Below are 25,520 nucleotides of genomic sequence, written 5' to 3'. Positions count from 1 at the left end.
CCTATCCTTGATAGCCCAGCAGGCGCGGCAGCCACAGCACCAGCGATGGGAAGAAGGTGATCAGCATCAGGGCGGCAATCATGGCGTAGAGAAACGGCATTACATCGTGCACCAGGTCGCGCAGCGGCACCTCTGCGATGCGGGTCATGATGAACAGCAGCAACCCGTAGGGCGGGGTGACGAGCCCGAGCATGATGTTGACGACGACCATTACGCCGAAATGCACCATGTCGACACCGAGCGCCTGCGCCGTCGGAATCAGCACCGGTACGATTACCAGCAGGATAGTCGTGCCCTCCAGCACGCAGCCTAGGATCAGCAGCAGGATGTTGACCAGGATCAGGAAACCCATCGGCGAAAGATCCCAGGACTTCAGGATCACCGACAGGGACTGCGGAATGTTCTCAACCGTGACAACGTAGTTGAACACCAGGGCGCCGGCGATGAGCATGCCGATCGAGGCCGTGGTGCGGGCGCTGTTGAGAAGCGCATGGTAGAGTTGGCCCGGCGTCACGCTGCGATAGATCGCGACCGAGATGAGCAGCGCGTAGCCGGCGGCGACCGCCGCGGCCTCGGTCGGGGTCATCACGCCGCCCCTTATGCCGACCAGCAGAACGACCGGCAGCATCAGCGCCGGAAATGCGCGCAAGGTGATCCCCGGAAATTCCCTGAGCGGCACCGGCTTCTCGACCGGAAAGTTCTTCCGGCGCGCGTCGATGGCGACGATGATCATCTGCGACAGGGCGAGAAGAAGGCCCGGCACGATACCCGCAATGAAGAGGTAGCCGATGGATGCATCCGAGATCAGCGCATAGATGACCAGCGGAATCGACGGAGGAATGATCGGGCCGATGACGGAGGTGACGGCTGTCAGCGCAGCGGCATAGCTCGCCGGGTACTTGCCATCCTTGGTCATGAGTTGCTGCATCATCTTGCCGGTGCCCGCGGCGTCGGCGATGGCCGAGCCGGACATGCCGGCGAAGATGATCGACTGCAGCACGTTGACCTGCGCCAGGCCGCCGCGGAAACGGCCGACAACGGCATTGCAGAATTGCAGCAGCCGGTCGGTCATTGTCCCGGCGTTCATCAACTCCGCGGCGAGAATGAACATCGGTACGGCAAGCAGAATATAGCTTGTGTAGAGCCCGTTGAGGAGCTGCTCGGCCGACGTGCCCATGTCGAGCCCTGCAAGCCAGAGATAGAGAATCGACCCGGCGATCACCGAGTGACCGATCGGCAGGCCAAGCAGGGCCAGCGCTGTGATCGCAACGACTGACAGCGAAAACGGACTCGCGAGATTCATACGCCCGAACTCGCTTTCGTGGGGTCAAATTCCGCCGGTGCTTCGCCGCGCAGAGCACGCCACGCCAGCCACAGGTAACGGGCGATCACGGCGACCACGAAGACGAGATAGATCGAGAACAGCCAGTCGAAGCGTATCTTGAGGTAGGCGGTGCTCTCGACCTTCATGAAGGTCACGTAGCTGAAGACGGCCGGAAAGGACCAGCCATAGAGCGCGACGAGAGCGATTGCGAAGGCAAGCGTCATTACCCGCCTGATGTCCGGACCGACTGTGGCGTAGAGGAGATCAAAACGGATTTCCTCTTCTTCACGAACGACGAACGCTGCGCCGAACAGCACAACCCAGATCCAGAGTACGACGGTGAGCTCGTTGCTCCAGCCGGTCGGCCAGTTGAGAAGGTAGCGAAAAGCAACCTGCAGCAGAAACGCGGCGAACATGGCGCCGATTGCGATGGCGATGGCGTTCTCGGCGCGCCGGTAGAGCCAGCCGCCCACCTTTCTCAATCCCGGGTTCATGATGCCTCCCTGACGGGCGTCTGGCCAAACCGGCCAGCCGGTCGCAAGCGGACCGGCCGGCGCGTTCGTCGCGTCAAAGCGCGTTGATCTTGTCGACCATCCCGGCAGGCCATTCCTTGGCCAGGTCGGAGGCAAGATATTGCTCCTGCACATGCTTGCGGAATGCTGCGACATCGGGTTCGTAGATCTTCAGGCCCTTGCCCTTGAATGTTTCAACGAGTTCCTTCTCGCGCGTCAGGTGTTTCTCTGTCGAGAAGTCGATCGCCTTGTCCGCCGCGGCCTGGACCTTTGCCTGCTTCTCGGCCCCCATCTCGTCCCACACTTTTTTCGAGATGCTGAGAAGGTCGAAGCCGACAAGGTGCGAGGTAAGCACGATCTGCGACATGACCTCGTAGAATTTCATGTTCTCGACGTTGGGCAACGGATTGTCCTGCCCGTCGATTGCGCCTGTCTGCAGGCCGGTATAGACCTCGGCATAGGCCATTGGCGTAGGGTTCGCACCGAGCGCCTGGCCGAGGAATTGCCAGGCGTCGCCACCCGGCATACGCAGCTTGATGCCTGCCATGTCGGCGGGAGTCTTGATTTCCTTGTCCGGCTTCAGGCCGACCTGGCGCAGGCCGAAATAGGTAGGGCCGAGCACCCTCACGCCGAGCTGGTCCTCGGTCATCCTCTTCAGCTCCGCACCGGCATCGCTGGCAAAGAACGCATTCACGTGCGCGGCGTCACGGAACAGGTAGCCGGCGGTGACGATGGACCATGCCGGAATCTGCTTGGAGATGTCCTGCGGGGCGACGTTGCCCATCTCGAGGTTGCCGCGCTGGATGGCGACAAGTTCGGTGCCCTGCTTGAACAGGTTGCCGCCGTAATAACCCTCGAAGGCAAAGTCGTCCTTGATGGCGTCGGCGAACATTTTCATCATCTCGGCCCGGATGTCCTGTTCCGAGAACACGGCCGAGAAACGCAGCTTCGGCTTGTCCTGCGCGAAGGCGGGAACGGCGGTCGCGGCAGCGAGTGCGCCGGCGGCGGCCATAAACAGGCGTCGGTTCATTTCAGCTTTCATGTCGATTTCCTCCCTATGGTCTTCATATGGTTATAGGCGTCATTGCCTTCATGCGGCGGCCTCGAAATGATCTGCCATGGCGCGGTGGTCGGCCTTGCGCCCGGTGAAGAGTTCGAACGCGCGGACGGCCTGATAGATCGCCATGCCGGTGCCCGGCAGCGTTCTGCAGCCGATCGTTCGGGCCGCCACCAACAACTCTGTTTCGGTCGGAAAGTAGATTATGTCGGCGACCCATTTTTCGGATGTCAGAAGAGCCGTGTCGAACGGTGTTCCGGGGTACTTCGCCATGCCCACCGGCGTCGTGTTGACGATGCCGTTTGCCATGCGCACGGCTGCAGCCGGGTCCGGCCACGTCTCGACGCGACCGCCGAACAAGGCGCCCATCCGCGACGCAAGATCCGAGGCGCGACCGGGTTGGCTGTCGAGGACGAACAGCCGGCCAACGCCCATTTCCATCAGTGCGTTTGCGACTGCGGCGCCCGCTCCGCCGGCGCCGAACATTGCGACACAGCCCATCGATGCGCCTGTCATCGCCTCGCGAAAACTCTCCGCGAAACCCCAGCTGTCGGTGTTGTGGCCTTCCTTGCGTCCGCCAGCAAAGACGACCGTATTCACCGCGCCTATCGCGCGCGCTTCCGGCGACAGCGCATCGAGGACGGGAATGACAGCCTGTTTAAACGGATGCGTGACGTTGAGGCCGTGAAAGCCTGCAATTTCCGCCGCCGCGATCAAGTCGCCGATCGCCGCGTCCGGAAATCCGAGCCGGTCGAAATCGAGCAAAAGGTACGAATAGCCGATGCCAAGGCGCCGGGCTTCACGCTCGTGCATGCCGGGAGTGCGCGAGGACTGAATACCGCGTCCGACGAGGCCAATCACGACCTTTTCGCTGTCGCCGCTGGCGGCGCCCTTGTGCTCGTCGGCAAGACGGCAAAGGAGGTCGACAAGGCTGTCGTCGCCCATCTCCCGAAATTCCTCCCTGTACGGGCCGCCTCCCAGCCCAAATGCGGCAATTCCTGGATCGCCCTTGTGTTCACGCCAAACGCGCCGGTAAATGAGCCGGTCGCGATTTGCGAATGATGTACTAACTGGTTAGTTTAGTCAAATGCCGGCTGCGCCGGGGCGGGAACTCAAACTGCATGGCCGTTATCAAGAAAGAACGAAAGCCGAAGCCGGACGCGAGCACGACGCGTATCCAGGACCCTGAGGGCACGCGCCGCAACATCCTGGAGATCGCCTCCAAGGAGTTTGCCCTGAACGGTTTGTCGGGCGCGCGCATAGACGAGATTGCGGCGCGCACACGCTTCAGCAAGCGCATGATCTACTACTATTTTGGCGATAAAGAAGGCCTCTACCTGCGCGCGCTCGAGAACGCGTATCGTCAGGTGCGCGAGGGCGAGGCTCAACTTGATATCGAAGGTCTGCCCCCCGTGGCGGCACTGACGCGCCTCGTGGAGTTCACGTTCGACCACCATCACCGACACGAGGAATTCATCCGCATGGTGATGATCGAGAACATCCATCACGGCCAATACCTCCAACAATCGGATGCGATCCGCGAACTGAACGTGACGGCGATCGACCACATCTCTCGCATCTATTCACGCGGTGTCGAAGAGGGGGTCTTCCGGCCGGGACTCGACGCGATCGAACTCCATTGGCAAGTAAGCGCGCTGTGCTTCTTCAACGTTTCCAATCGCACCACCTTTTCGATGATCTTCGGACGCGACTTCGGCGCGCCGGCACAACTCGAGCGGCTCAAACGCAACAGCGTGGAGATGCTGTTGCGTTTTGTCGCGAAGGACGAAGCTCCCGCAGAACGCTGAGCGGCCGAAACTTGCGGTGCTGCCAGCGTTGCCTTAGTTATGTACGAACTGGTTCGTTCACGACAAACCAGGGAGGAGGCGCGTTTGAAGACGTCGATCGCGACGGTGTCGATCGCCGGTGACCTGGCGGAGAAATTCGCGGCAATTTCCGCCGCGGGCTTCGACGGTGTCGAAATCTTCGAGAACGATTTCCTCGCCTTTGACGGCTCGCCGCGCGACGTCGGCCGAATGGCTGGTGACACAGGTCTGACCATAACGCTCTTCCAGCCGTTCAGGGATTTTGAGGGGTTGCCGGAGCCGCAGCGCAACCGCGCCTTCGATCGTGCCGAGCGCAAGTTCGACGTCATGCAGGAACTCGGCACCGATCTGATGCTCGTATGCTCGTCGGTGTCGCCGGTCTCGCTTGGCGGGATCGACCGGGCGGCCATGGACTTTCGCGAGCTTGGCGAGCGCGCCGCCAGGCGCGGTCTGCGCGTCGGCTACGAGGCATTGGCCTGGGGGCGTCACGTCAACGATCATCGCGATGCCTGGGAAATCGTGCGCAGGACCGACCATCCGAACGTCGGGCTGGTTCTCGATTCCTTCCACACGCTGGCCCGCAGGATTGAGCTCGGCTCGATCCGTTCGATACCCGCGGACAAGATCTTCATTGTCCAACTCGCCGACGCGCCGCTGATCGACATGGACTTGCTCTATTGGAGCCGGCACTTCCGCAACATGCCAGGCGAAGGCGATCTGCCGGTGCGACAGTTCATGCAGGCGGTCGCGGCAACCGGTTATGACGGCTATCTGTCGCTCGAGATTTTCAACGACCAGTTCCGTGGCGGGTCGGCAAAGGCGATCTCCGTCGACGGACGGCGTTCGCTCGTATGGTTGATGGACCAGGTGCGGCGTGAAGAACCGGCACTTGACATGGCCATCCCGCCAATGCCCGACCGCATCGGGGTCGGAGGGGTCGAGTTCATCGAGTTCGCGGCCGATCGCCAGGACGCCGGACAGCTTGGATCGCTGTTGCGCATGCTCGGCTTTGTCGAGGCCGGTCGGCACGTCTCTAAGGAGGTCACGCTCTACCGCCAGGGCGAGATCAATATCGTCATCAACACCGAGCGGCAGGGCTTTGCCCATTCTTCCTTTGTTGTCCATGGCACGTCGGCATACGCGATGGGCCTGAAGGTCGAGGACGCCGCCGCCACGGTGGCGCGCGCCGAGGCACTGGGCGCGGAGATCTTTCACCAGCGGGTCGGGCCCGGCGAGTTGTCGATCCCGGCGATCCGCGGCGTCGGCGGCGGACTGATCTACTTCCTCGATGCCAAGACCGACCTGGCGAAGGTCTGGGACATAGAGTTCACGCCGGTCACGTCGGCAAGGTCCGGCAATGGCGTCGGCCTCACCCGTATCGATCATGTCGGGCAGACCATGGCACAGGAGGAGATGCCGAGCTGGCTGCTGTTCTATGTCTCGATCTTCAGGACGACCAAGACCCCGATGGTCGACATCGTCGATCCGGCCGGCCTCGTGCGCAGCCAGGTCATCGAAGGTCTGGACAAGCGCTTCCGCCTCACGCTGAACGGCGCCGAGAGTCACCGCACCCTGGCCGGCCATTTCATCGCCGAAACCTTTGGTTCCGGCGTCCAGCATCTGGCACTCGCGACGGATGACATCTTTGCGACGGCGGCGAAGCTGCAGGCCAACGGCTTCGAACCGCTTCAGATATCGATGAACTACTACGACGACGTAGAAGCGCGCTTCGGTCTGGATCCGGAAGTCGCCGATCGGTTACGCTCGGACAACATCCTTTATGACCGCGACGACAACGGCGAATTTTTTCAGCTCTATGCGCCGACATTCGGAGAGGGATTCATTATCGAGTTCGTTGAACGGCGCGGCGCGTATGCAGGCTATGGTGCGCCGAACGCACCATTCCGCATCGCCGCGCAAAAACGGCTGATGCGGCCCAAAGGAATGCCAAAGCTATGACAAGTATGAACTTTGCTCGCATCAATGGCGCGACGATCCACTACCGGCATCGTCCCAAAACTGGCAGGCCGACGGTCGTCTTCGCCAACTCGCTCGGCACGGATATGCGCATCTGGAACGAGGTCGAGCGAAGGCTGGCCGACGACTGTACATCCGTTGCGTTCGACAAGCGCGGACACGGCCTGAGCGAACTGGGTGGCGCGCCGCAAACAATCGAGACCCATGCGACGGACCTTGCAGGGCTGCTCGACCATCTTGGCGTAAAGCGCGCGGTGATCTGCGGGCTTTCGATCGGCGGCGTCATTGCGCAATGCCTTTACAAGACGCGGCCGGATTTGATCGAGGGATTGATCCTTTGCGATACGGCAGCGAAAATCGGTACGGCCGAGATGTGGAACGAGCGCATCAACGCGACCCTGTCGGAGGGCATCGCCAGCTTTGCCGACGACGTGATGCGAAAATGGTTCACGCCGGATTTCCATAAGAATCGCGGCGAGGAACTGGCGGGTTATAAAACGATGCTGACGCGCCAGGATCCGGCCGGCTACGCTGCTGCCTGCGCGGCTATCCGCGACGCCGATTTCACCGCGACGACCGCCGCGATCAAAGTGCCGACACTCTGCATTGTCGGCGATCAGGACGGATCGACGCCGCCTGAACTGGTGGAATCGCTGGCCCGCTCAATCCCCGCCGCACGATTCGAGGTCATCTCCGGTGCGGGCCACATCCCATGCGTCGAGCAGCCGGAAAGGCTGGCCGGGCTGATCCGTGGCTTCCTGAACGACATGCCAAGAGAGCGCAAATGAGCAAGCCACGACACGGCGACCGATACGTCGAAGGGATGGCGATGCGCCGTTCGGTGCTGGGTGACGCCCATGTCGACCGGGCAGAGGCGGCCAAGACCGAATTCGACATTCCTTTCCAGGAACTGATCACGGAGGCTGCATGGAGCCACGTCTGGTCGCGGCCGAACATCACCAGGCGCGAGCGTTCCATGATCACCATCGCGCTGCTCGCCGCGCTGAAGCAGGACGAAGAGGTTGCGATACATATCCGCGCCAGCGTCAATACCGGGGCGACGCGCGACGACATACGCGAGGCGCTGCTGCATGTGGCAATCTATGCCGGGGTACCGGCGGCAAATCATGCGATGAAGATCGCCAGGAAGACGTTCGACGAAATCGACGCTCAAGCCGGCTAATCATGACCAAGTCGCGCTTTCCCGCCAACCGCACGCCGGAAATCGGCGCCTTCTTTCCGCGCGACCGCAACTGGCATCCGCCGGCCTTCACGCCAGCCTACAAGACGTCCGTGCTGCGCTCGCCGCAACGGCCGCTTCTTTCCCTCGACAACACGCTGTCGGAGCTTACCGGGCCGGTCTTCGGCCAAAGTATTCTCGGTGAACTGGACAATGACCTCGTACACAATTTTGCCGGGCGGGGCGAAAGCGCGATCGGGCCACGCATCCTCGTCTATGGCCGCCTGCTCGACGAGCGCGGCATCGGCGTCGCCGGTGCGTTGCTGGAGGTATGGCAGGCCAACGCCGGCGGACGCTATCGACACAGGAAGGAGACTTATCTCGCGCCACTCGACCCGAACTTCGGCGGCTGCGGCCGCACCATCACCGGCGAGGATGGCTCCTATTGTTTCCGCACGATCCAGCCGGGGCCATATCCCTGGCCCAACGGACCCAACGACTGGCGTCCAGCGCACATCCATTTCTCGATCTTCGGGTACGGCTTCGTGCAGCGCCTGATCACCCAGATGTATTTCGAGGGCGACCCGATGATCTGGAGGTGCCCGATCGTGCGGACCATCAACGACCGCCGCGCTATTGAAGGCCTCACCGCCGCACTCGACATGGAGGCAACGATACCGATGGATGCGCGGGCATACAAATTCGACATTGTACTGCGCGGCCGCCGCTCGACGCTGTTCGAAAACCGCATCGAGGGCAACTGATGGTCCAGGCTCTTGGCCGGCTGAAGGAAAGCGCCTCGCAGACCGCGGGACCCTATGTCCATATCGGGCTGACGCCCAACTTTGCCGGTATCTCGGGCGTCTTTGAACGCGACCTTGGCACCGCGATGGTCAACGACAAGACCAGGGGCGAACGCATCAGGGTCAATATCCGGGTGATCGACGGCGCCGGCTCGCCGCTGAACGACGCACTTGTGGAGATCTGGCAGGCGGACGCCGCCGGCATCTACAATTCGCCCTCGGATCTGCGCGGCTCCGCCGACCCGAACTTTACCGGCTGGGGCCGGCTGCCCACCGACATGACGACGGGCGAATGCCTGTTCGAAACCATCAAACCCGGTCGCGTGCCGTTTTTTGACGGCCGCAAGATGGCGCCGCATTTGACGGTCTGGATCGTCGCGCGTGGAATCAACATTGGCCTTCACACCCGTATGTATTTCGGCGATGAGGAAACCGCCAACGCCGAGGATCCCGTCCTGATGCGCATTGAGCAGAAAGAGCGCGTGTCAACGCTGGTCGCGCCGCGCGATGGCGACATCTACAAGTTCGACATTCATCTCCAGGGCATCAACGAGACGGTCTTCTTCGACATATGATCGCAGCATTCGACAATCCCCTCCTGTCCGGGCTTCTCGGCGATGAGAAGATGGCGACGCTGCTCGGCGTCGAGGTCGAACTTGCGACGATGCTGCAATTCGAGAAGGCGCTCGCCGACGCAGAAGGTGCGCTCGGCATCGTCCCGGCGGCTGCAGCAAGCGCCATCGGGCGCGTCCTCGACAACTTCCGGCCGGAAATCCAGGCCCTGAGGGACGCAACGGCGCGCGACGGCGTCATGGTGCCGGAACTCGTGCGGCAGATCAGGCATGCTGTCGGAGAGCCGCATTCGGAGCATGTGCATTTCGGTGCGACCAGCCAGGACGTGATCGACACGGCCATGATCCTGAGAATTCGCGCCTGTATCGACCTGTTGGAAGAACGGCTTTCGGCTCTGGTGGTCGCCTTCGCCGATCTCGGCCATCGGTTTGGCGATCGCCCGCTGATGGCCCGAACCCGAATGCAGGCAGCGATTCCGATTTCCGTAGCCGACCGCGTCACAAGCTGGTGCGAACCGCTGGTGCGCCACCACGAGCGGCTTCAATTGGTGCGAGGATCGATTCTCGTCGTCCAGTTCGGCGGCGCCGCCGGGACACTCGAGAAGTTCGCAGACAAGGGGGCCGCCATCCGTGCCGCGCTGGCCCGGCAGCTAAGCCTTGGCGACGCGCCGCAATGGCACAGCCAGCGCGACCGCATCGCTGAGCTGGCCAACTGGCTGTCGCTTGTGACGGGCGGCCTCGGCAAGTTCGGGCAGGACATTGCGCTGATGGCGCAGGCAGGCGACGAGCTGCAAAGGGCGGGCGGCGGTTCGTCGTCCGCCATGGCGCACAAGCGCAATCCCGTCGACGCCGAGATGCTGGTGACGCTTGCCCGCTACAACGCGGTCCAATTGTCGGGAATGCATCATGCGCTGATCCATGAGCAAGAGCGCTCCGGTGCAGCCTGGACGCTGGAATGGTTGATCCTGCCGCAGATGCTCATGGCGGCTGGAGCATCGACCTGTGTCGCGGACAGGCTGGTCAGAACCATAGCGGCAATCGGAGGCAAGGGTTGACTGATCCCACTAGGCGGCTCACGCCGTGGATCTTGCGCTCTCGCAGGCATCGAGTGGGTTGGAAATGGCCGTGCCCTGGTTTGCCGACAATTGTGCGGCCATACCCATGGCGACAGCTTTCCAGCCATCATCCAGCGTCACCTCGACCGGGCCCTCGCCTCGCAGGGCGGCGCAGAACCGCTGATGTTGATAGAAAGTCGAGCCGTTGTGATCGCCGGCCGTCAACAATTGCGGGTCGACCGGGATCTCGACGGTGTACGGTCCCTGCGGAAAGCGTGGGCTGACGATCAACTGCGGCGTCGGCGCCGCGCCGAGATGGGCTGGCCAGAAGCGGCCGGGACCCGGCACCAGGCATTCGACTTTACCTCGCGCACCGACGGCGCTGATCTCCTCCTGATAGCGGCTGCCCTCTGCATACATGCACAGTTCCAGCATGGCGCGCGCGCCGCTGGCGAAATCGACCAGCACGTAGCCGCAATCCCAGATATCGGGTGTTTCGCCATCATAATTTTCGTCGAGATGGTTCACTTCCTGTCCGGCCGACGCCATGATTCTTACCGGTTCCGATTTCAGGATTAGCCGCATGAGATCGAAGAAATGGCAGCATTTTTCGACGAACGTGCCTCCCGATCGACGGTTGAAGCGGTTCCAGTGGGCCACCTTGTCCAGGAACGGGTAGCGATGTTCGCGGATTGTCAGCATCCGGATGCCACCGGTGGCGTCCTGCGCCTGCTCGATGAATCGAGCGACCGGCGGCATATAGCGGTATTCCATCGCGACCCAGACTGGTGCGGTATAGGTCGCGGCGAACGCCTTCACCGCGACTGCGTCGACCGGATCGGTGAAAAGCGGCTTCTCGACCAGGATAGGCAGCGCACGGATAGCGGCGATTTCCTTGAGCTGTGCGAAATGCACATAGTTCGGACTGGCGACGAGCAGGCAGTCGACGCGCGGATCGGCCGCCACCTCCGCGACCGAGCCGGCGATCGACGCTTGCGGGGTGAGGCCTGCCATGCGTGCGCGCATTGTCGCGTCGGGCTCGAAGATGGCCGCGACGCCGACATCGGGCAGCAGCGCGATATTGCGAAGATGCTCCTGCCCCATCATGCCGCAGCCGATGATGCCGTAGGAAATGTGCTTCGCCATATCCGTTCCCTATCGCAGCCGCGCGACATAGCGCGCGACGCCATGATCAAACCAGGTCCTGGAAAACTCCGCGCTGGCGCCGTCCTGCATCCAGCCGGTACGCTCGATGAAGCCGGCGGCAGCGCCCGGCGCGAGGCCGAATTCTGGCAGCGCCCATCCCGGCACCTGGCCGACCCCGACGCGGTCCTCTGCACGCAAGATCCAGAAGCCGAGCGCCTTGCGGTAGTAGAGATAGAGCGAATCCGACAGTTCTTCGATAGCAACCGTCTCCACACGGGCACCGTCGAGCCAGATCTCCTCCAGCGCCGCCGGCTTGCCGCTGAGGCTCCGCAGCCGCCTTATTCTATGGGCCTCGCTGCTCGACCCGAACACCGGCAGGTCCATCGGTTTCGCCAGCCGATCGACTGACAGAACGCGCGCCGTCGGCAGCCCGCCTCCCTCCAGGAGTTCCAGCCGGAACATGGAATAGACACTGGCCACGTCAGGTTGCGAACGTACGTAGTTCCCGGAACCCTGGATGCGACTGAGCAAGCCCTTGCGCTCGAGATCGCCGAGCGCCTTGCGCAAAGTACCGACCGCTATTCCGAGCCCCGCAGCCATGTCGCGCTCCGGCGGAAGCTTTTCGCCCTCAATCATCCGCCCGGCCGCGATCTCGCGAATCAGCATTTCGCTGACCTGCTGATGCATCGGAAGCGCATAGGCGTTTCTGGACGTGGTCACATTGTCTCCAACGCAAAATTGATACACTATTGATCTACACAAACACGAATGATATGCAACAGGGAAATCCAGTCTCTGACCACGAGGAGTGCCGACATTGACGGTCGTTCCGGTGACGTCCGCAGATCTCGATGCTGCTGAAGTGTCGTGGTTTTCCGCTTTGTGCTCCGATGATTTCCGCTATCTCGGCGTACCGGATGGCGCGCTGCGGTCGAGTTGGGAGCACTGCTCCGATATCGTCAAGACAGCCGAAGGACTGGCCTTTCGCAATATCCTGTGCCCCTCGTCCTATCAGGTCGGCCAGGATACTCTGTCCTTCGTGGCGGGCTGCGCTCCGATAACCTCGGCGATCAACCTTCTCGCGGCGGTGCGTTGCGGCGAAATGCAACCGATCATGCTGGCGCGCACGCTCGCAACGCTCGACCACATGCTGAAGGGCAGATTGACTGTAAACGTCATCTCTTCCGACTTTCCCGGCGAACTCGCCGACAGCCGCTTCCGCTATCAGCGTTCGCGCGAGGTCATCGAGATCCTGCGTCAGGCCTGGACGCGCGATGAAATCAACCATCAGGGCGAGGTCTACCAATTCGGGAAAGTAACCGCCGACCCCGCAAAGCCCTACCAACAGAATGGCGGGCCGCTACTCTATTTCGGCGGCTATTCGCCCGACGCGCTCGAACTCTGCGGCGCACAGTGTGACGTGTATCTGATGTGGCCGGAGGCGAAGGACGTGTTGGCGCACCGCATGCGTGATGTTCACGAGCGTGCAGCCGCCCATGGCCGCACATTGGATTATGGCCTGCGCGTCCACGTGATTGTGCGCGACACCGAAGCCGAAGCCCGCGAATATGCCGAGGAACTGATTTCGAAACTCGATGACGAGCAGGGCAGCGTTATCCGCGGCCGCGCACTGGACGCGACATCCCTGGGCGTCGCGCACCAGGCAAAGAACCGCGCCGGCGCCGACGCACAAGGCTATGTCGAGCGGCATCTGTGGACCGGCGTTGGCCGCGCACGCTCCGGTTGCGGCGCCGCGATCGTCGGCTCGACCGATCAAGTCATGTGCGAGATCGAGGAATACCGGAAAATGGGCATCCGCGCCTTCATCTTCTCCGGCTATCCGCATCTCGACGAGGCCCTGTCCTTCGGCAAGCGCGTGCTGCCGAACATCAACACCTGCTCGCTGCCGCATGTCTATGGCCGGGTGCCGGAAATCACCCCGGCGACTCCGCTCGGAACCGGGGAGCGGCGATGATGATGCTGCGAAGGCGCGTCAACGAGATTGAAGCTTCCACCGCAGCCCTTGGCCAGGAGGGCGCCTGATGTACCACTTCCTCAACCCCGAGCAGCAACCGATGAAAAGCTTCGTGCCCGGCCCCGACCGCAAGCGCGAGTTCCGCGACGCGCTCGGCCGGTTTGCGACCGGTATCACCGTCGTCACCACGATGACGCCTGATGGTCCCGTCGGCATCACCGCGAACAGCTTTGCATCGGTGTCCCTCGACCCGCCGATCGTGCTCTGGTCGATCGGCCGGCATTCGAGGCGCTTTGCCGCCTTCGCTGGTTGCGAGCATTTCGCGGTTCATGTCTTGGGCGCGGAGCAGATCGAGCTGAGCCAGCGCTTCGCTCGCGCCGGTCAAGCCTTTGACGGCCTCCCGCACGACCTGAACGATGCCGGCGTGCCGCTGCTGGGTGACTGCCTGTCGCGGTTCGAATGCGTGCGGATCTCCGGGCATGAGGGCGGCGACCATTTGATCGTCGTTGCCCGCGTAACCGCCGCGACCTTGCGAGACGGCGAACCTCTGCTTTTCTTCGGCGGAGGTTACGGACGCTTCGAAGACGGTTCGAACGTGGCCACACCGATGTAGCGATGGCCTGGCCCGGACAGCGGTGTGAACCATACGTCTCAGGCGCGAACCGGGCCGGTCGACTGGCGTTGCACGATATGGCAGGCGAATTCGATACGGCGCGGCGGCAGGTCCCCGCCGAGATCGGCGAGCAGGAGGTCGAGCGACGCCGCGCCGATCTCGCGCATCGGGATATGCATCGTCGTGAGGGGCGGGTTTTGGAAAGCTGCCTGCGGAAGGTCATCCATGCCCATGACCGACACGTCGGCAGGCACCTCGTAACCCGACTTCCGGATCGCCATCATCGCGCCGATAGCGAGACTGTCGCCCGCGGCGAGCACGGCTGTGAAATCGAGGCCACGCGCCTCGATGCGCCGCGCAATCGCTTCCGCCGCAAGGTCCGGCAGCCAATCCGCCACCTCCACGGCCAGGTCGCCGGCCGCCAGGCCGCACTCTCGCAGTGCATCCTGCCAGCCCTCGAAGCGACGCTCGATCGTGCGCCGCCCGCGTCGCATCAGGAACAGGATGCGCCGGTGGCCGAGGTCGAGCAGGTGCTGCGTCGCGAGATGCGCCGCCGAGCGGTTGCATGGCGTCAGGCTCGAATGGTGCATCGCCGGGTCGTCGCCGTTTATGAGCACGATCGGCTTGCCGAAACCGCCGGTCAGCGTCAGCACCGCCTCGTCGTCAAGCGTCAGAAACAGGCAACCGACGACGCTCTTGTCTTGCCTGGCCTCATTGAGCAGCGCGATCTGCTCACCGGCGTCGGCGATCGAGCGCGACACCAGCTCGACACCGAGAGTTTTTGCGCGCTCGTTCAGTCCGTCGAGCACATAGAAGGTGAACTGGTTGCGGCCATAGTCGATCCTCGCAGCGTTGCTTGCGGCGAGGATCACCTTGCGGCCGGCGATCGACGTGGGGATCGTGTAGTTCAACTTCCTGGCGGTTTCGATGATCGTCGACCGAAGGTCACCGCGCACGCCCTTGCCGCCAGCAAGCGCCCGCGACGCCGTGCTGACGGATACGCCACAGCGCGCGGCGACGTCTTCGAGCCGCACGCGCCGGCTGGGCGTGCCGCGCTTCCCGCTTTCGACCTTGACGACCATAGGCTGTTTCCTCACCAGGCCTTCATGCTGCAAAAAAATTTCAGATTGCGCAATAAAAATTCCTGTGGCACCCATTTGCCCGACATCGCGCAAACTTGGGAGGAGTGGTGGCGTCGTCCATGAGAGATATGCGCTCAAAGCTCGACCTGCTCGTGCGCGGCATGACCGGCCTGCGCCATGACGGCCGTTTCGACGAGCCCAACCTCGACGGCACGGCCGGCGACTACATCAGCTTCGATTCCTGGGAATGGCCGCAGGGTGTAGGCCTCTACGGCCTCGTTTGCCTCTGGCGGCACAATCGCGACCCGAAACTCTTGAAGACAATCGAAGATTGGTACGAGCGCCATTTAAGGGCGGGCCTGCCGCCGATGAACATCAACACCACCGCTCCGATGATGGCGCTGGCATTGCTCTGGGGCGAGACACGCGACCAGCGCTGGGAAACGCCTCTCTGCCAATGGGCCGAAAGGCTGCTTCGCGACATGCCTCGCACGCCCGAGGGCGGGTTCCAGCACAATGTCTCAGACAAAATCAACGACGACGAATTGTGGGACGACACGTTGTTCATGGCCGGCCTGTTCCTCGCTTTCCACGGCCGCGCGGCCGGCCGGCAAGCTTGCATCGACGAGGCTGTTCGCCAGTTCCTCGTCCATGCGCGCTATCTCGCCGACCCGAAAACCGGCTTGTGGTTCCATGGCTGGACATTTGCCGGCCGACATAATTTTGCCGGCGCTCTCTGGGCCCGCGGCAACGCCTGGATCACGGTCGGCATCCTCGACCTGATCGAAAATGGTGGTGTCGGCAAGCCAGTCGAAGCCTATCTGCTCGGCGTGCTGGAAGCGCAGATCGAAGCGCTGCTGCGCCTGCAGGCGCCATCGGGAGCATGGCACACTTTGCTCGATGACCCGACCTCCTATGAGGAGATGTCGGCCACCGCCGGCATCGGCTATGGTCTCATGAAAGCTGCGCGCCTGGGCTTCGGGCCCAAGGCGTGCGGTCCAGCGGGCCGGCGCGCACTCGACGCGGTGCTGGCCAGCATCGACGAGAACGGCGTGCTCGGAAACGTTTCCTATGGCACCCGCATGGGCCATGATCTCCAGTTCTACCGCGACATCCCGATCCAGCCTACCGGCTACGGCCAGGCCCTGGCGATCCTCTGCCTCACCGAGGGGATGATCCATGCCGAAGCTGACGAGGCAGCGGCATGACGATGCGCGTTCTCTTCGGCGCCGGTCCGGGCGACATCGATGGCTACGGAACGGAGCGGCTGCGCGCCGAGTTTCTGGTGGAGCGGCTGTTCGAGCCCGGCCGTATCGCCTTCGCTTACACCCATGTCGACCGCATGATCGTTGGCGGCGCGTGCCCAACCGGAGAGCCGCTGAGTTTCGGCGATGGCGCGGACGTCGGCACGCCTCATCTGTTCACCGCGCGCGAGATGGGCATCGCCAATCTCGGCGGCGCAGGAACGGTGAGCGTCGACCAGCAGCGCTTCGCGCTCGCCAACCGCGATGTGCTCTATGTCGGGCGCGGCGCTAAGCAAGTGACGCTCGAAAGCGACAGCGCCGCGCACCCCGCCTGGTTCTATATGAACTCGGTTCCGGCCGGCGCAGACATCAAGCATCGGCTGATCACGAAATCCGAGGCGAAGCCGCTCGAACTCGGCGAGGAGCGACGCGCCAACAAGCGCACATTGCGCATGTACATTCATCCGGAAGTCGCGCCTTCCTGTCTGTTGCTGATGGGCATCACGGATCTCGCTGCGGGCAGCGTCTGGAACACCATGCCCCCTCACCTGCATGAGCGGCGCATGGAAGCCTATCTCTATTTCGATCTCGCGGCGGAAGATCGGGTAATCCATCTGATGGGACGGCCGGACAATACCCGCCATCTGATCGTGGCCAATGGCGAATGTGTCATCTCGCCGGCCTGGTCGATCCATATGGGCAGCGGAACCGGCCCCTACGCCTTCGTCTGGGGTATGACCGGCGAGAACCAGGCCTATAACGACGTGTCGCCCGTGCCCGTTGAGACGCTGCGATGAACACCGTGGAACCGATCACGCACGATCTTACGCTGCGCCGGCCGCTCGCGCTCGGCGGCCCCGTCGTTTACTGGCTCGTCGGCACGACGTCCGAGCAGCGCTACGATGTTGCGGATCAGCCGATGCAAGGGGAGATGGATCCCTTCTTCTTCCTGACCAAGCACAAGAATTTCATCCCGCACGAATATCCCTGCCGAACCGAGTTTGCCGCCGAACGCCGCGGGAAACGGCCCGAGCCGCAGGGCGTGTTCGAGCCGGACCGTGTTTGGCTTCCGTTCGGCTCGCCCCGTGTCGACCTGTCGGGCTTCTGGTTCCGCCCGACCGTGGTCGCCACCTGGGCAAGTACCGTGCTCGATGCAGGCTCGGACGGCCAGGCGCGGCTGCGGCTGCGCACCTGCGGCGGCGCCGTTTTGTTCGTCAACGGGATAGAGGCCGGCTGGATGGCGCCCTACGGGCGCAATCTCGAGGCTTCTCAGGATTTCGAGGTCGATCTCGTCGCCGGCGCCAACGAGATCAGCATCTGGTTCGACGATCTCGCCGAGCGTGACGCACGCTACTTCTTCCAACTCGACTATCTCCGGGGCCCAACTGCCGAACAGGTCTTGCCCACGACCGTCAAAGGCGACGTCGCGGCGGCCATGGAAGCCGCTCTCGACGCGATGCATTTCGAGCGTCCATTTTATTCCGGCGGCGAAGTGGCGCTGGTGACGGATGTCGCGCTGCCGGTTGCGGTGGATGTAGCTGTTGTGATCGAGGGCGACTTCATGTCGATCGAGGCGCCCGTGATCTTCCGCCGCCGCATCGAAGCGGGGGCAAGACGCATCACGATTGCCGCCACGGAAGACCTTCCCGCCGACTTCCGGCATTTTGCCGTATCGCTCTCATCTTCAGGCTTTGTTGCCCAGCGGGTCTTCGGCGTCGAGATCTGTCATGCGGCGCGTCAGGGCCGCGCTCCCGCCGTCCTTGCCGACAGGATCGGCGAAGCCCTGGAACAGGTCTCCAACTTCGCAGAGGCCGATACCGTGCGGGCGCTGGCGCGGCTGGCGACCGGCCGTGGCGGCCCCGAAACCGACGCCATCATTGCTGCTGCACTGCCGGCGATCGAGGATTGCCACGACTGCGCCGATTTCATCCTGGTTCCACTGCTCTGGTGCCGTCGTGCCTATGGCGACAGGATCGCGGTCGATCTCCGTCACCGCATTGACGAGGCGATCCTCAATTATCGCTATTGGATGGATGAGCCGGGCAACGACGTGCAGTGGTACTTTTCCGAAAACCACGCGCTTCTGTTTCACACCGCGGCTTATCTCGGCGGCCACCTCCTGCCCGATGCCCGCTTTGTCCGTTCGGGGCGCACCGGCGCGGAGCAGTCGACCGTGGGCCTTGCGCGCGTGCGCGCCTGGCTTGATCATTTCGAGGCATGGGAGATGGCGGAATTCAACTCCGCCCCTTATTTCCCGATCGATCTCAAAGGGTTGACGATCCTGTACGCGCTTGGGCCAGACGCCGATGTGCGCCGGCGCGCCGGGGCTGCGATCAACCGCCTGCTCGAGATCGTCGCCCGCTCGGCTCAGCAGGGCATGCTTACCGGCGCGCAGGGCCGCTCCTACGAACACACGCTGCGCGCCGCCCGTTCGCTGGAACTTTCCGGCATTGCACGCATGCTGTGGGGCAAAGGTTTCTACGGCATGCGCTTCCACGCCCTGCCGCAGCTTGCGCTCTGCCTGCGCGACCATGGGCTCCACGTCCCGCAAGAACTGACCGGTATCGCCTGCATGGCCGGCGACGACGCGCAGGAATGGTGCTTCGCGCAGGGCCAGAACCGGATCGCCAAGCTCTACCACTACAAGACCCGCGATTTCGCCATGGGAAGCGCAGCAGCCTATCGCTGGAACGAATGGGGTTATCAGGAAACGGTGCTGCACCTGCGCCTCGGCGGCAATCCCGACGCGCAGATATGGATCAACCATCCGGGCGAGACAATTCATTCGGGCTATGGCCGTCCGTCTTACTGGGGCGGCTCCGGATCTCTGCCGCGCGTGCATCAATACCGCGACCTGGCGGTTGTGATGTTCAGCTGCGCTGCCGAGCAACCCGACTTTACCCATGCCTGGTTCCCACAGAGCGCGTTCGACGAAGCGAGGGTCAAGGAACATATAGCTTCGGCGCGCGGCGGCGATGGGCTCGCGATGCTGAAGGCCGACAGCGCCTTCGAGCTCGTCGGCCGCGGGCCGACGACTGGAAACGAGCTGCGCGTGCCGGGCCATCAAGCCGCGTGGATCATCCGTCTGGGCCGGCGCCGGCAATACGGGTCGCTGGAGGAATTCGAGGCGCAGTTTTCTCAGCTCGCGCTCGGCCACGGAAAAAGCGGCCTTCTGCATGTCAATGACCCGGAATATGGCGACGTGCTGTTCCATCCGGATGGCCGCATTGAGACTGAAGACCGTGTCATCGATCCGGCCGACTGGCAGGTCAGCGGCGAAGCCACGTTCTTCACAGCCGACGCCATCGGAACCAGGTGAGGATCGGATCAAAAGGAGCCCGACAAGCAGCTCGGACAGCGACAATCAAGCGGTGAAGACCGCAAAAGCGGAGGAGTGAACCATGAGAATGAATTCGATAATCCTGGGCCTTTCGGCCGGCCTTCTGTCGTCGACCGCGTTCGCAGGCGACGTTCGCGTGATGTGGTACTCGGACGGCGTCGAGGGCGAGGTTATACAGGACCTGCTCAACCGCTTCATGAAAGACAATCCGGACATCAACGTCATTCTCGACAATGTCGCCTACAAGGTTGTTCAGGAGCAGCTTCCGGTCGAACTCGAGGCAGGACGGGGCCCTGATATCGCCCGCGTCACCAACATCAAGGAACTCGCCGATCATTGGCTCGACCTGACGCCTGTGGTTGCCGATCCAGCATACTGGCAGACGAATTTCAGCGACCAGTTCGACTGGATGCGCCCTGACGGTTCCAAGGTCATTCCAGGCTTCATGACCCAGATCACGCTGACCGGCGGCTTCGTCAACAAGACGCTTTTCGAACAGGCCGGCGTGCCGATCCCGGCCGACACCGCAACCTGGGACGAATGGGTCGATGCCGCCGGCAAGGTGCAGCAGAGCCAGCAACTCAACGCAGCCTTTGCCATCGACCGCAGCGGCCATCGTATCTCGGCGGCGAACATCTCTTATGGCGCCAACTACATCGGCGGTGATCGACTGCCGGCGCCGATTGACGCCGGCACGAAAGCCTTCGCCGAAAAGCTGGTCAATTGGGTTGCCGACGGCCGCATGAACAAGGAGATCTGGGTGTCGGCGTCGGGCACCACCTATCGCGCCGGGGCCGACGACTTCATCAATGGGCAGATTGCCTACTATTATTCGGGCAGTTGGCAGGTCGCCAACCTGGCCAGCAAGATCGGCAAGAACTTCGACTGGGTGGCGACGGGCTCGCCGTGCGGCACCGCCGCCTGCACCGGCATGCCGGGCGGCGCCGCGCTGGTCGCCGTCAAATACACGAAGAACGCCGCTGAAGTCGGCAAGGTGATGGACTTCCTGGGCCGCGAGGACATCATGCGCGAATTCACCGAGCGCACCCTGTTCCTGCCCGCACACAAGGGCGTTCTGGCCGGCAAGATCGATTACAAGACCGACGACGAGAACGTCAAGGCGTCGCTCGAAGCCTTCCTGAAGGCATCGGGCAAGATCGCGCCGAATGCCGCCGCGCTGCCGGCATGGAAATGGGGAACTCCGGTTTATGGCGCGCTGGTGACCCGCATCAGTCAGGTCATGGCCGGCGAGCTGAAGCTCGACGAGGCTTTCGTCCGCATCGACGAGGACATCAAGGCACAGGTGGCCGAGGCATCGAAGTAGCGTCGCGGCAGTGTCATGGCAGACGTCCGAAACGGCATAGCAACGCGCGCCGGCGCCATCATCCTGGCGCCGGTCGGCTGGCTTGCGAATGTCTTCGATGCGCCACTGCGCATGTTGCAACGGCGCACCGGCAGCAATGGCATGGCCGTGTTCTTCCTGGCGCCGAACATGCTGGTGTTCGGCATTTTCGTGCTGTTTCCGCTGGTCATCAACATCCTCTATTCGATGACCGGTGGCGGGGCGCTGTTCCTCGGCGACCGCACCTTCGTCGGCGCCGAGCAGTATGGGCGGCTGTTCAGTTGTGGCAGCTATCTCGATCCGAAGAGCTGCACCGAGGACCTGTTCTGGATCGCGGTTTGGAACACCCTGGCCTTCGTCGTGCTGCAAGTGGCGATGATGGTCGCCGTAGCGCTTGTCACCGCACTCGTGCTCAACCGTGAGTTGCGTGCGCGCAGTTTCTGGCGCGCCGTGTTCTTCTTCCCTGTGCTTTTGTCGCCGGTCGTGGTCGGTCTCATCTGGCGCTGGATTCTGCAGCGGCAGGGACTGCTCAACCTGATGGTGTTCGAGGCGGGCGGGACCCCGCTCAACTGGCTGGTGGAGCGCAACTGGGCCTTCATGGCGACGATCATGGTGTCGGTCTGGGCTCATGTCGGCTTCTATGCGCTGATCCTTCTCGCTGGCCTTCAGGCCATTCCGAAAGACCTCTATGAGGCCGCCGAGATGGACGGCACACGGCCCTTGCGCGTCTTCTGGCGCATAACGCTGCCCTTGCTGGCGCCCAACCTCCTGGTGGTGCTGGTGCTGACACTCATCCGCGCCGTGCAGATATTCGATGAAGTCTATGTGCTGACCGGCGGCGGTCCCGGGACCAGCACGCTGTTCCTCACGCAGTACATCTACGAGGTCGGCTTCGCCTCGATGCTGCGCAATCCGGGGCTCGCCTCCGCGGCCTCGATCCTCATGGGAGCGGTGCTGGTCGTGCTGACCTTGATCCAGCTGGGCATCGCAAGGCGCAACGAGCAGCGGGGCAAAATGCGATGAGCAGGGTTGCGGAATTTCTGTTCCGCCGGCGCGGCGGCGCCGGCTGGCACTGGACCGACGTTTTCACCTGGTTCTGGCTGATCGGCGGGCTGATTGTCATGTTCGGCCCGGCGCTCTGGCTCGTCAACTCGTCGTTCAAGACGCCTGCGGCGCTGGCGGAGTTCCCGCCGACTGTATTGCCCTATGTCACCGCCGAAGCGATCGTGGAAGGGTATGAGGAGCCGCTGCAGCTCTTTGAAGTGCGCAATGACGACGGCAGCGTGCGCGTGCTCGCCGAAGTGCGCCGCCTCGGCACCGTCGCGCAGATGGTCGATCCCGCCAACCCGGGCGAGATCATACGCGTCAACATCCAAAACCGTACGCCCAAGCGCAGCATCGCCTTCGCGCTCGACAATTATGTCCAGCCTTTCCTCGCCTTCGACTTCTTCCTCTATCTGCGCAACTCGGTCTTCGTCACCGTGGTCGCCACCCTGATTACGCTCCTGACCAATTCGATGGCCGCGTTCGCACTGTCGAAGTACAATTTTCGGGGACGTTCGGCTGTGATGATGCTCATCGTCGCGACGCTGATGGTGCCGCTCTCCGTCATCCTGGTGCCGCTCTATTCGGTGATCTCGGCAATGGGACTGTTCAATTCGCTATGGGGCGTGATCCTGCCCACAGTGGCGACGCCCACGGGCGTCTTCATGCTACGCCAGTACATGCTGACGATCCCCGACGAGCTGATCGACGCAGCGCGCATGGACAAGGCGTCGGAATGGCAGATCTACTGGCGCATCATCCTGCCGCTGACCGCCCCAGCGCTGGCGGTGCTGGCGATCTTTTCCGTCGTCTGGCGCTGGAACGACTTCCTCTGGCCACTGATCGTCCTGTCGCGCAAGGAGGTCTATACGCTGCAGGTCGGTCTCAACACCTATGCCGGCCAACTCAACGTGCAATGGCATTACATCCTGGCCATGACCGTCGTCACCATGATCCCGGTCGTGCTGGTGTTCATTTTCCTTCAGCGCTTCATCACCACCGGCATTGCCGGCTCCGGTCTGAAATAGAGGCTACCATGAGCCAGATCACACTCACCGGCGTATCGAGGGCTTTCGGCAAGGTCGGCGTGCTGCACGACATAAATCTCAATATCCTTGACGGCGAGCTGATCGTCTTCGTCGGCCCCTCCGGCTGTGGCAAGTCCACGCTGCTGCGGCTCATCGCCGGGCTTGATCGGCCTACAGGTGGCGCGATCGCGATCGACGGCAAGGACGTGACCACCGTTCCGGCCGCCGACAGGGGATTGGCGATGGTGTTCCAATCCTACGCGCTGTACCCGCACATGAGCGTGCGCCAGAACCTGGCCTTCGGACTGGAGAACGCCCGTATGGCGCGTGCCGAAATCGATGCGCGCATCGCCGAAGCCGCGCGGATGCTGGAAATCGCGCCGTATCTCGACCGGCGCCCCGGCCAGCTCTCCGGCGGCCAGCGCCAGCGCGTTGCGATCGGCCGCGCCATCGTGCGCAATCCAACCGCTTTCCTGCTTGACGAGCCGCTGTCCAATCTCGATGCCGAGCTGCGCATCTCGACACGCGCCGAACTGGCCGCCCTGCACGAGCGGCTGTCGGCGACGATGGTCTATGTCACGCACGACCAGATCGAGGCGATGACGCTTGCCGACCGCATCGTCGTGCTGCGCGCCGGCCGCATCGAGCAGATCGGCACGCCGCTCGACCTCTACAATCATCCGGCCAATCTGTTCGTCGCCGGTTTCATCGGTGCACCGCGTATGAACTTTCTGCCGGTCAAGCTGGCACCCGGGGGCACTGGCCGGTCAAGCCTCACGCTGGACGGTTCAGCTGGATTCGAGATCGATGGGAAGGTCAGCGCGGCCAATGGCGACGTGACGCTCGGGCTGCGGCCACATCACATCAGCCTCGCCGATGCCGGCAAGGGAGATGTTGCGGCCCGTGTCGCGCTGGTGGAAGCCCTCGGCTCCGAGACAATCGTCCACACCAGGACAAGCGGCGGCCAGATCATGCTTGCGGTTGTCGCCGGACAATGCCAGGTGGCTTCAGACGACACGGTGGATCTGAAGTTCGATACCAGCCATCTGCATCTTTTCGATGACACCGGCCTGCGCATCGCTGTGAGTTAGAAGTCGGCTTACCCCGTCTGGGGCGTCATCATCTGCATGCCCCGCCTCCTCAACGACGCAGGCTGGCGTGGCGGGCATGCTCGCGGATCTCTTCGCGAGAAATGCCAGCATCCGCTAGTGTGCTGTCTGGGGCCTGCCTCAAGCTCGCAAGCGTCTGGCGATAGGCAAGCCAGCGGGCGAAACGGTGTCGAAGTTTGTCGAACATGATCGTCTCCTTTGGCGCGCAGAAAGCCCGCGCGCCTGGGTTGGTCGAAAACGCAAAGCATCTGCGCGAAGCGCATGCGCGATCGAAAGGATTCGCTGGCTTCTTGGCCAGCCGAGGCGCTTGTCACTGTCGCTCCAGGCAGGATTGTCCAACGCCTTCAATGCCTGCATGCTTGCGCGTGATGCCCGCTTCGCGCTACAGCCAAGGTCGCAAGGAGTTTTTCATTTCTGCAAAATGAATATCGACTGGGACGATCTGAGGCTGTTTCTCGACGTTGCGCGGCTGGGTGGCTTGAGCGCAGCGACGGGAACCACGCGCCTCAGCGCAGCCACACTTGGACGACGCGTCACTGCGCTCGAAAGGCAGATCGGCGAACCGCTGTTCGTGCGCCAGCAGGCAGGCTACCGGCTGACCCCGGTCGGTGAAGAACTGCTGCGGCGCGCCGAAGACGTCGAGGCAGCAATGCAGTCGCTGACCCGCTGGCGCGAGGGAAACCTGCCCGACCGCATTGTCCGCGTCTCGGCCGGGCCATGGACCTCAGCCTTCGTTTCCGCCCATATCGGCGAGATCTGGACGGTCGATGACGGCATAAGGGTGGAGCTCGTCACCACCACCGACCGTGTCGACATCGGCCGCCGTGCCGCCGACATCGGCATACGCAGCGAGCGACCGACCGAGCAGTGGCTGGCCGGCCGTCAGAGCGGCAAGGTCGCCTACGCCATTTATTCCGGACGCCACCTGATCAACGGCATCGCCGCCGGGTTGTTCGTCGGCGTCACCGGCGAAGCGGCAAACCTTGCCTCGGCGCGCTGGCTGCAAGCCCATCACGGCGACCGCATCGCGGTGCGCGGCAACAACACCCATTCGGTGCGCGAACTGGTGGCCGCCGGCGCCGGCCTTTCGATCTTCCCGTGCTTCGTCGGTGACAGCGATCCGCGGCTGGTCCGCGTCGCTCAGCCTATCCCCGAACTCGAAACCGACCAATGGATCGTCACCCACCACGAGGAACGTCACGCGCCGCCGGTACGAAAAGTCGCCGACCGGATTGCCGCCTTGATGCGGGCGCACCAGCCGCTGTTTCACGGCGAGACGCCGATCCGGTAA

At 62.9% G+C, this 25,520-nt stretch carries 25 protein-coding genes; 17 read left to right on the top strand and 8 right to left on the bottom strand.

The annotated features are described in order from the left end of the window. Position 1: 1 nt before the first annotated feature. The 4 genes from AC0L2M_RS07225 to AC0L2M_RS07210 all read right to left on the bottom strand — a co-directional run bounded on the left by AC0L2M_RS07225 (position 2) and on the right by AC0L2M_RS07210 (position 3,838). Positions 2 to 1,303: a TRAP transporter large permease gene (locus tag AC0L2M_RS07225; protein WP_473534454.1), complete on the bottom strand. Its 1,302-nt coding sequence runs from the start codon at positions 1,301 to 1,303 to the stop codon at positions 2 to 4. Further along, the gene (locus AC0L2M_RS07220) at positions 1,300 to 1,818 is read right to left on the bottom strand and encodes a TRAP transporter small permease (RefSeq protein WP_091595709.1); all 519 of its coding nucleotides are present in this window, start codon (positions 1,816 to 1,818) and stop codon (positions 1,300 to 1,302) included. The genes AC0L2M_RS07225 and AC0L2M_RS07220 overlap by 4 nt, the downstream gene beginning before the upstream one ends. A gap of 73 nt (positions 1,819 to 1,891) precedes the next feature. Beyond that, positions 1,892 to 2,878: a TRAP transporter substrate-binding protein DctP gene (gene dctP, locus AC0L2M_RS07215; protein ID WP_287171256.1), complete on the bottom strand. Its 987-nt coding sequence runs from the start codon at positions 2,876 to 2,878 to the stop codon at positions 1,892 to 1,894. 48 nt (positions 2,879 to 2,926) lie between these two features. Further along, the gene (locus tag AC0L2M_RS07210; RefSeq protein WP_473534453.1) at positions 2,927 to 3,838 is read right to left on the bottom strand and encodes a shikimate dehydrogenase; all 912 of its coding nucleotides are present in this window, start codon (positions 3,836 to 3,838) and stop codon (positions 2,927 to 2,929) included. A 176-nt stretch (positions 3,839 to 4,014) separates the two neighbouring features. Between AC0L2M_RS07210 and AC0L2M_RS07205 the strand changes: the two genes are divergently transcribed. The 7 genes from AC0L2M_RS07205 to AC0L2M_RS07175 all read left to right on the top strand — a co-directional run bounded on the left by AC0L2M_RS07205 (position 4,015) and on the right by AC0L2M_RS07175 (position 10,306). Beyond that, positions 4,015 to 4,701: a TetR/AcrR family transcriptional regulator gene (locus AC0L2M_RS07205; RefSeq protein WP_128166363.1), complete on the top strand. Its 687-nt coding sequence runs from the start codon at positions 4,015 to 4,017 to the stop codon at positions 4,699 to 4,701. 84 nt (positions 4,702 to 4,785) lie between these two features. Next, positions 4,786 to 6,678 (top strand): bifunctional sugar phosphate isomerase/epimerase/4-hydroxyphenylpyruvate dioxygenase family protein, encoded by a 1,893-nt coding sequence (locus AC0L2M_RS07200; protein ID WP_473534452.1) that lies wholly within the window; start codon positions 4,786 to 4,788, stop codon positions 6,676 to 6,678. 5 nt (positions 6,679 to 6,683) lie between these two features. Then, positions 6,684 to 7,484 (top strand): 3-oxoadipate enol-lactonase, encoded by an 801-nt coding sequence (gene pcaD, locus AC0L2M_RS07195; RefSeq protein WP_287171345.1) that lies wholly within the window; start codon positions 6,684 to 6,686, stop codon positions 7,482 to 7,484. Beyond that, positions 7,481 to 7,879: a 4-carboxymuconolactone decarboxylase gene (pcaC, locus tag AC0L2M_RS07190; protein ID WP_287171262.1), complete on the top strand. Its 399-nt coding sequence runs from the start codon at positions 7,481 to 7,483 to the stop codon at positions 7,877 to 7,879. Before pcaD ends, pcaC begins: the two co-directional genes overlap by 4 nt. Positions 7,880 to 7,881: 2 nt before the next feature. Further along, a complete protein-coding gene (gene pcaH / locus AC0L2M_RS07185) occupies positions 7,882 to 8,640 on the top strand; it encodes a protocatechuate 3,4-dioxygenase subunit beta (RefSeq protein ID WP_287171263.1) in 759 nt (252 codons plus the stop codon). Continuing rightward, the gene (gene pcaG / locus AC0L2M_RS07180; protein WP_287171264.1) at positions 8,640 to 9,254 is read left to right on the top strand and encodes a protocatechuate 3,4-dioxygenase subunit alpha; all 615 of its coding nucleotides are present in this window, start codon (positions 8,640 to 8,642) and stop codon (positions 9,252 to 9,254) included. Before pcaH ends, pcaG begins: the two co-directional genes overlap by 1 nt. Continuing rightward, positions 9,251 to 10,306 (top strand): 3-carboxy-cis,cis-muconate cycloisomerase, encoded by a 1,056-nt coding sequence (locus tag AC0L2M_RS07175; protein WP_287171265.1) that lies wholly within the window; start codon positions 9,251 to 9,253, stop codon positions 10,304 to 10,306. The genes pcaG and AC0L2M_RS07175 overlap by 4 nt, the downstream gene beginning before the upstream one ends. Before the next feature lie 18 nt (positions 10,307 to 10,324). Here AC0L2M_RS07175 and AC0L2M_RS07170 read toward each other — a convergent pair whose 3' ends face one another. Beyond that, positions 10,325 to 11,452: a Gfo/Idh/MocA family protein gene (locus AC0L2M_RS07170; RefSeq protein ID WP_287171266.1), complete on the bottom strand. Its 1,128-nt coding sequence runs from the start codon at positions 11,450 to 11,452 to the stop codon at positions 10,325 to 10,327. Positions 11,453 to 11,461: 9 nt separating this feature from the next. Then, positions 11,462 to 12,139 (bottom strand): GntR family transcriptional regulator, encoded by a 678-nt coding sequence (locus AC0L2M_RS07165; protein ID WP_031254346.1) that lies wholly within the window; start codon positions 12,137 to 12,139, stop codon positions 11,462 to 11,464. Between the two features lie 130 nt (positions 12,140 to 12,269). On the opposite strand from AC0L2M_RS07165, the gene AC0L2M_RS07160 reads away from it, so the two are divergent. Both AC0L2M_RS07160 and AC0L2M_RS07155 read left to right on the top strand, forming a co-directional pair. Beyond that, a complete protein-coding gene (locus AC0L2M_RS07160) occupies positions 12,270 to 13,427 on the top strand; it encodes an LLM class flavin-dependent oxidoreductase (RefSeq protein ID WP_473534451.1) in 1,158 nt (385 codons plus the stop codon). A gap of 67 nt (positions 13,428 to 13,494) precedes the next feature. Beyond that, positions 13,495 to 14,040, top strand: coding sequence for a flavin reductase family protein (locus AC0L2M_RS07155; protein ID WP_023797645.1), 546 nt, complete (start codon positions 13,495 to 13,497; stop codon positions 14,038 to 14,040). Positions 14,041 to 14,078: 38 nt separating this feature from the next. Here AC0L2M_RS07155 and AC0L2M_RS07150 read toward each other — a convergent pair whose 3' ends face one another. Beyond that, positions 14,079 to 15,122 carry a LacI family DNA-binding transcriptional regulator gene (locus AC0L2M_RS07150; RefSeq protein WP_023797644.1) on the bottom strand — a complete coding sequence of 348 codons (1,044 nt, stop codon included), beginning with the start codon at positions 15,120 to 15,122 and terminating at the stop codon, positions 14,079 to 14,081. Between the two features lie 119 nt (positions 15,123 to 15,241). Here AC0L2M_RS07150 and bglB point away from each other — a divergent pair, with 119 nt between their 5' ends. From bglB to AC0L2M_RS07115, 7 genes are all read left to right on the top strand, one after another. Beyond that, positions 15,242 to 16,330, top strand: coding sequence for a beta-galactosidase BglB (bglB, locus tag AC0L2M_RS07145; protein ID WP_031254343.1), 1,089 nt, complete (start codon positions 15,242 to 15,244; stop codon positions 16,328 to 16,330). Further along, positions 16,327 to 17,163 (top strand): 5-dehydro-4-deoxy-D-glucuronate isomerase, encoded by an 837-nt coding sequence (gene kduI / locus AC0L2M_RS07140; protein WP_473477739.1) that lies wholly within the window; start codon positions 16,327 to 16,329, stop codon positions 17,161 to 17,163. Before bglB ends, kduI begins: the two co-directional genes overlap by 4 nt. After that, positions 17,160 to 19,685: a hypothetical protein gene (locus AC0L2M_RS07135; RefSeq protein WP_473531651.1), complete on the top strand. Its 2,526-nt coding sequence runs from the start codon at positions 17,160 to 17,162 to the stop codon at positions 19,683 to 19,685. The genes kduI and AC0L2M_RS07135 overlap by 4 nt, the downstream gene beginning before the upstream one ends. An 82-nt stretch (positions 19,686 to 19,767) precedes the next feature. Beyond that, entirely contained in the window at positions 19,768 to 21,030 is a 1,263-nt protein-coding gene (locus tag AC0L2M_RS07130; protein ID WP_473534450.1) for an ABC transporter substrate-binding protein, read from the top strand. 15 nt (positions 21,031 to 21,045) lie between these two features. Continuing rightward, positions 21,046 to 22,071: a carbohydrate ABC transporter permease gene (locus AC0L2M_RS07125; RefSeq protein ID WP_473534449.1), complete on the top strand. Its 1,026-nt coding sequence runs from the start codon at positions 21,046 to 21,048 to the stop codon at positions 22,069 to 22,071. After that, positions 22,068 to 23,120 (top strand): carbohydrate ABC transporter permease, encoded by a 1,053-nt coding sequence (locus tag AC0L2M_RS07120; RefSeq protein ID WP_419694133.1) that lies wholly within the window; start codon positions 22,068 to 22,070, stop codon positions 23,118 to 23,120. Before AC0L2M_RS07125 ends, AC0L2M_RS07120 begins: the two co-directional genes overlap by 4 nt. A gap of 8 nt (positions 23,121 to 23,128) precedes the next feature. After that, complete coding sequence (locus tag AC0L2M_RS07115; protein ID WP_473534448.1) at positions 23,129 to 24,211, top strand: ABC transporter ATP-binding protein; 1,083 nt, start codon at positions 23,129 to 23,131, stop codon at positions 24,209 to 24,211. Positions 24,212 to 24,260: 49 nt separating this feature from the next. Here the strand turns inward: AC0L2M_RS07115 and AC0L2M_RS07110 are convergent, their stop codons facing one another. Further along, the gene (locus tag AC0L2M_RS07110) at positions 24,261 to 24,416 is read right to left on the bottom strand and encodes a YjiS-like domain-containing protein (RefSeq protein WP_084833633.1); all 156 of its coding nucleotides are present in this window, start codon (positions 24,414 to 24,416) and stop codon (positions 24,261 to 24,263) included. Positions 24,417 to 24,650: 234 nt separating this feature from the next. On the opposite strand from AC0L2M_RS07110, the gene AC0L2M_RS07105 reads away from it, so the two are divergent. Further along, a complete protein-coding gene (locus AC0L2M_RS07105; RefSeq protein ID WP_473534447.1) occupies positions 24,651 to 25,520 on the top strand; it encodes a LysR family transcriptional regulator in 870 nt (289 codons plus the stop codon).

The sequence above is a fragment of the Mesorhizobium sp. WSM4806 genome (assembly GCF_055811635.1).
Note: the sequence above shows the minus strand (reverse complement) of the source record. Positions and strands in the feature narration are given on the sequence as shown.

Bases quoted from the DNA above. Each gene is read 5' to 3' on its own strand.
- AC0L2M_RS07225 (WP_473534454.1), bottom strand. From the start codon at position 1,303: ATGAATCTCGCGAGTCCGTTTTCGCTGTCAGTCGTTGCGATCACAGCG.
- AC0L2M_RS07220 (WP_091595709.1), bottom strand. From the start codon at position 1,818: ATGAACCCGGGATTGAGAAAGGTGGGCGGCTGGCTCTACCGGCGCGCC.
- dctP (WP_287171256.1), bottom strand. From the start codon at position 2,878: ATGAAAGCTGAAATGAACCGACGCCTGTTTATGGCCGCCGCCGGCGCA.
- AC0L2M_RS07210 (WP_473534453.1), bottom strand. From the start codon at position 3,838: ATGGGCGACGACAGCCTTGTCGACCTCCTTTGCCGTCTTGCCGACGAG.
- AC0L2M_RS07205 (WP_128166363.1), top strand. From the start codon at position 4,015: ATGGCCGTTATCAAGAAAGAACGAAAGCCGAAGCCGGACGCGAGCACG.
- pcaD (WP_287171345.1), top strand. From the start codon at position 6,684: ATGAACTTTGCTCGCATCAATGGCGCGACGATCCACTACCGGCATCGT.
- pcaC (WP_287171262.1), top strand. From the start codon at position 7,481: ATGAGCAAGCCACGACACGGCGACCGATACGTCGAAGGGATGGCGATG.
- pcaH (WP_287171263.1), top strand. From the start codon at position 7,882: ATGACCAAGTCGCGCTTTCCCGCCAACCGCACGCCGGAAATCGGCGCC.
- pcaG (WP_287171264.1), top strand. From the start codon at position 8,640: ATGGTCCAGGCTCTTGGCCGGCTGAAGGAAAGCGCCTCGCAGACCGCG.
- AC0L2M_RS07175 (WP_287171265.1), top strand. From the start codon at position 9,251: ATGATCGCAGCATTCGACAATCCCCTCCTGTCCGGGCTTCTCGGCGAT.
- AC0L2M_RS07170 (WP_287171266.1), bottom strand. From the start codon at position 11,452: ATGGCGAAGCACATTTCCTACGGCATCATCGGCTGCGGCATGATGGGG.
- AC0L2M_RS07165 (WP_031254346.1), bottom strand. From the start codon at position 12,139: ATGCATCAGCAGGTCAGCGAAATGCTGATTCGCGAGATCGCGGCCGGG.
- AC0L2M_RS07155 (WP_023797645.1), top strand. From the start codon at position 13,495: ATGTACCACTTCCTCAACCCCGAGCAGCAACCGATGAAAAGCTTCGTG.
- AC0L2M_RS07150 (WP_023797644.1), bottom strand. From the start codon at position 15,122: ATGGTCGTCAAGGTCGAAAGCGGGAAGCGCGGCACGCCCAGCCGGCGC.
- bglB (WP_031254343.1), top strand. From the start codon at position 15,242: ATGAGAGATATGCGCTCAAAGCTCGACCTGCTCGTGCGCGGCATGACC.
- kduI (WP_473477739.1), top strand. From the start codon at position 16,327: ATGACGATGCGCGTTCTCTTCGGCGCCGGTCCGGGCGACATCGATGGC.
- AC0L2M_RS07135 (WP_473531651.1), top strand. From the start codon at position 17,160: ATGAACACCGTGGAACCGATCACGCACGATCTTACGCTGCGCCGGCCG.
- AC0L2M_RS07130 (WP_473534450.1), top strand. From the start codon at position 19,768: ATGAGAATGAATTCGATAATCCTGGGCCTTTCGGCCGGCCTTCTGTCG.
- AC0L2M_RS07125 (WP_473534449.1), top strand. From the start codon at position 21,046: ATGGCAGACGTCCGAAACGGCATAGCAACGCGCGCCGGCGCCATCATC.
- AC0L2M_RS07120 (WP_419694133.1), top strand. From the start codon at position 22,068: ATGAGCAGGGTTGCGGAATTTCTGTTCCGCCGGCGCGGCGGCGCCGGC.
- AC0L2M_RS07115 (WP_473534448.1), top strand. From the start codon at position 23,129: ATGAGCCAGATCACACTCACCGGCGTATCGAGGGCTTTCGGCAAGGTC.
- AC0L2M_RS07110 (WP_084833633.1), bottom strand. From the start codon at position 24,416: ATGTTCGACAAACTTCGACACCGTTTCGCCCGCTGGCTTGCCTATCGC.
- AC0L2M_RS07105 (WP_473534447.1), top strand. From the start codon at position 24,651: ATGAATATCGACTGGGACGATCTGAGGCTGTTTCTCGACGTTGCGCGG.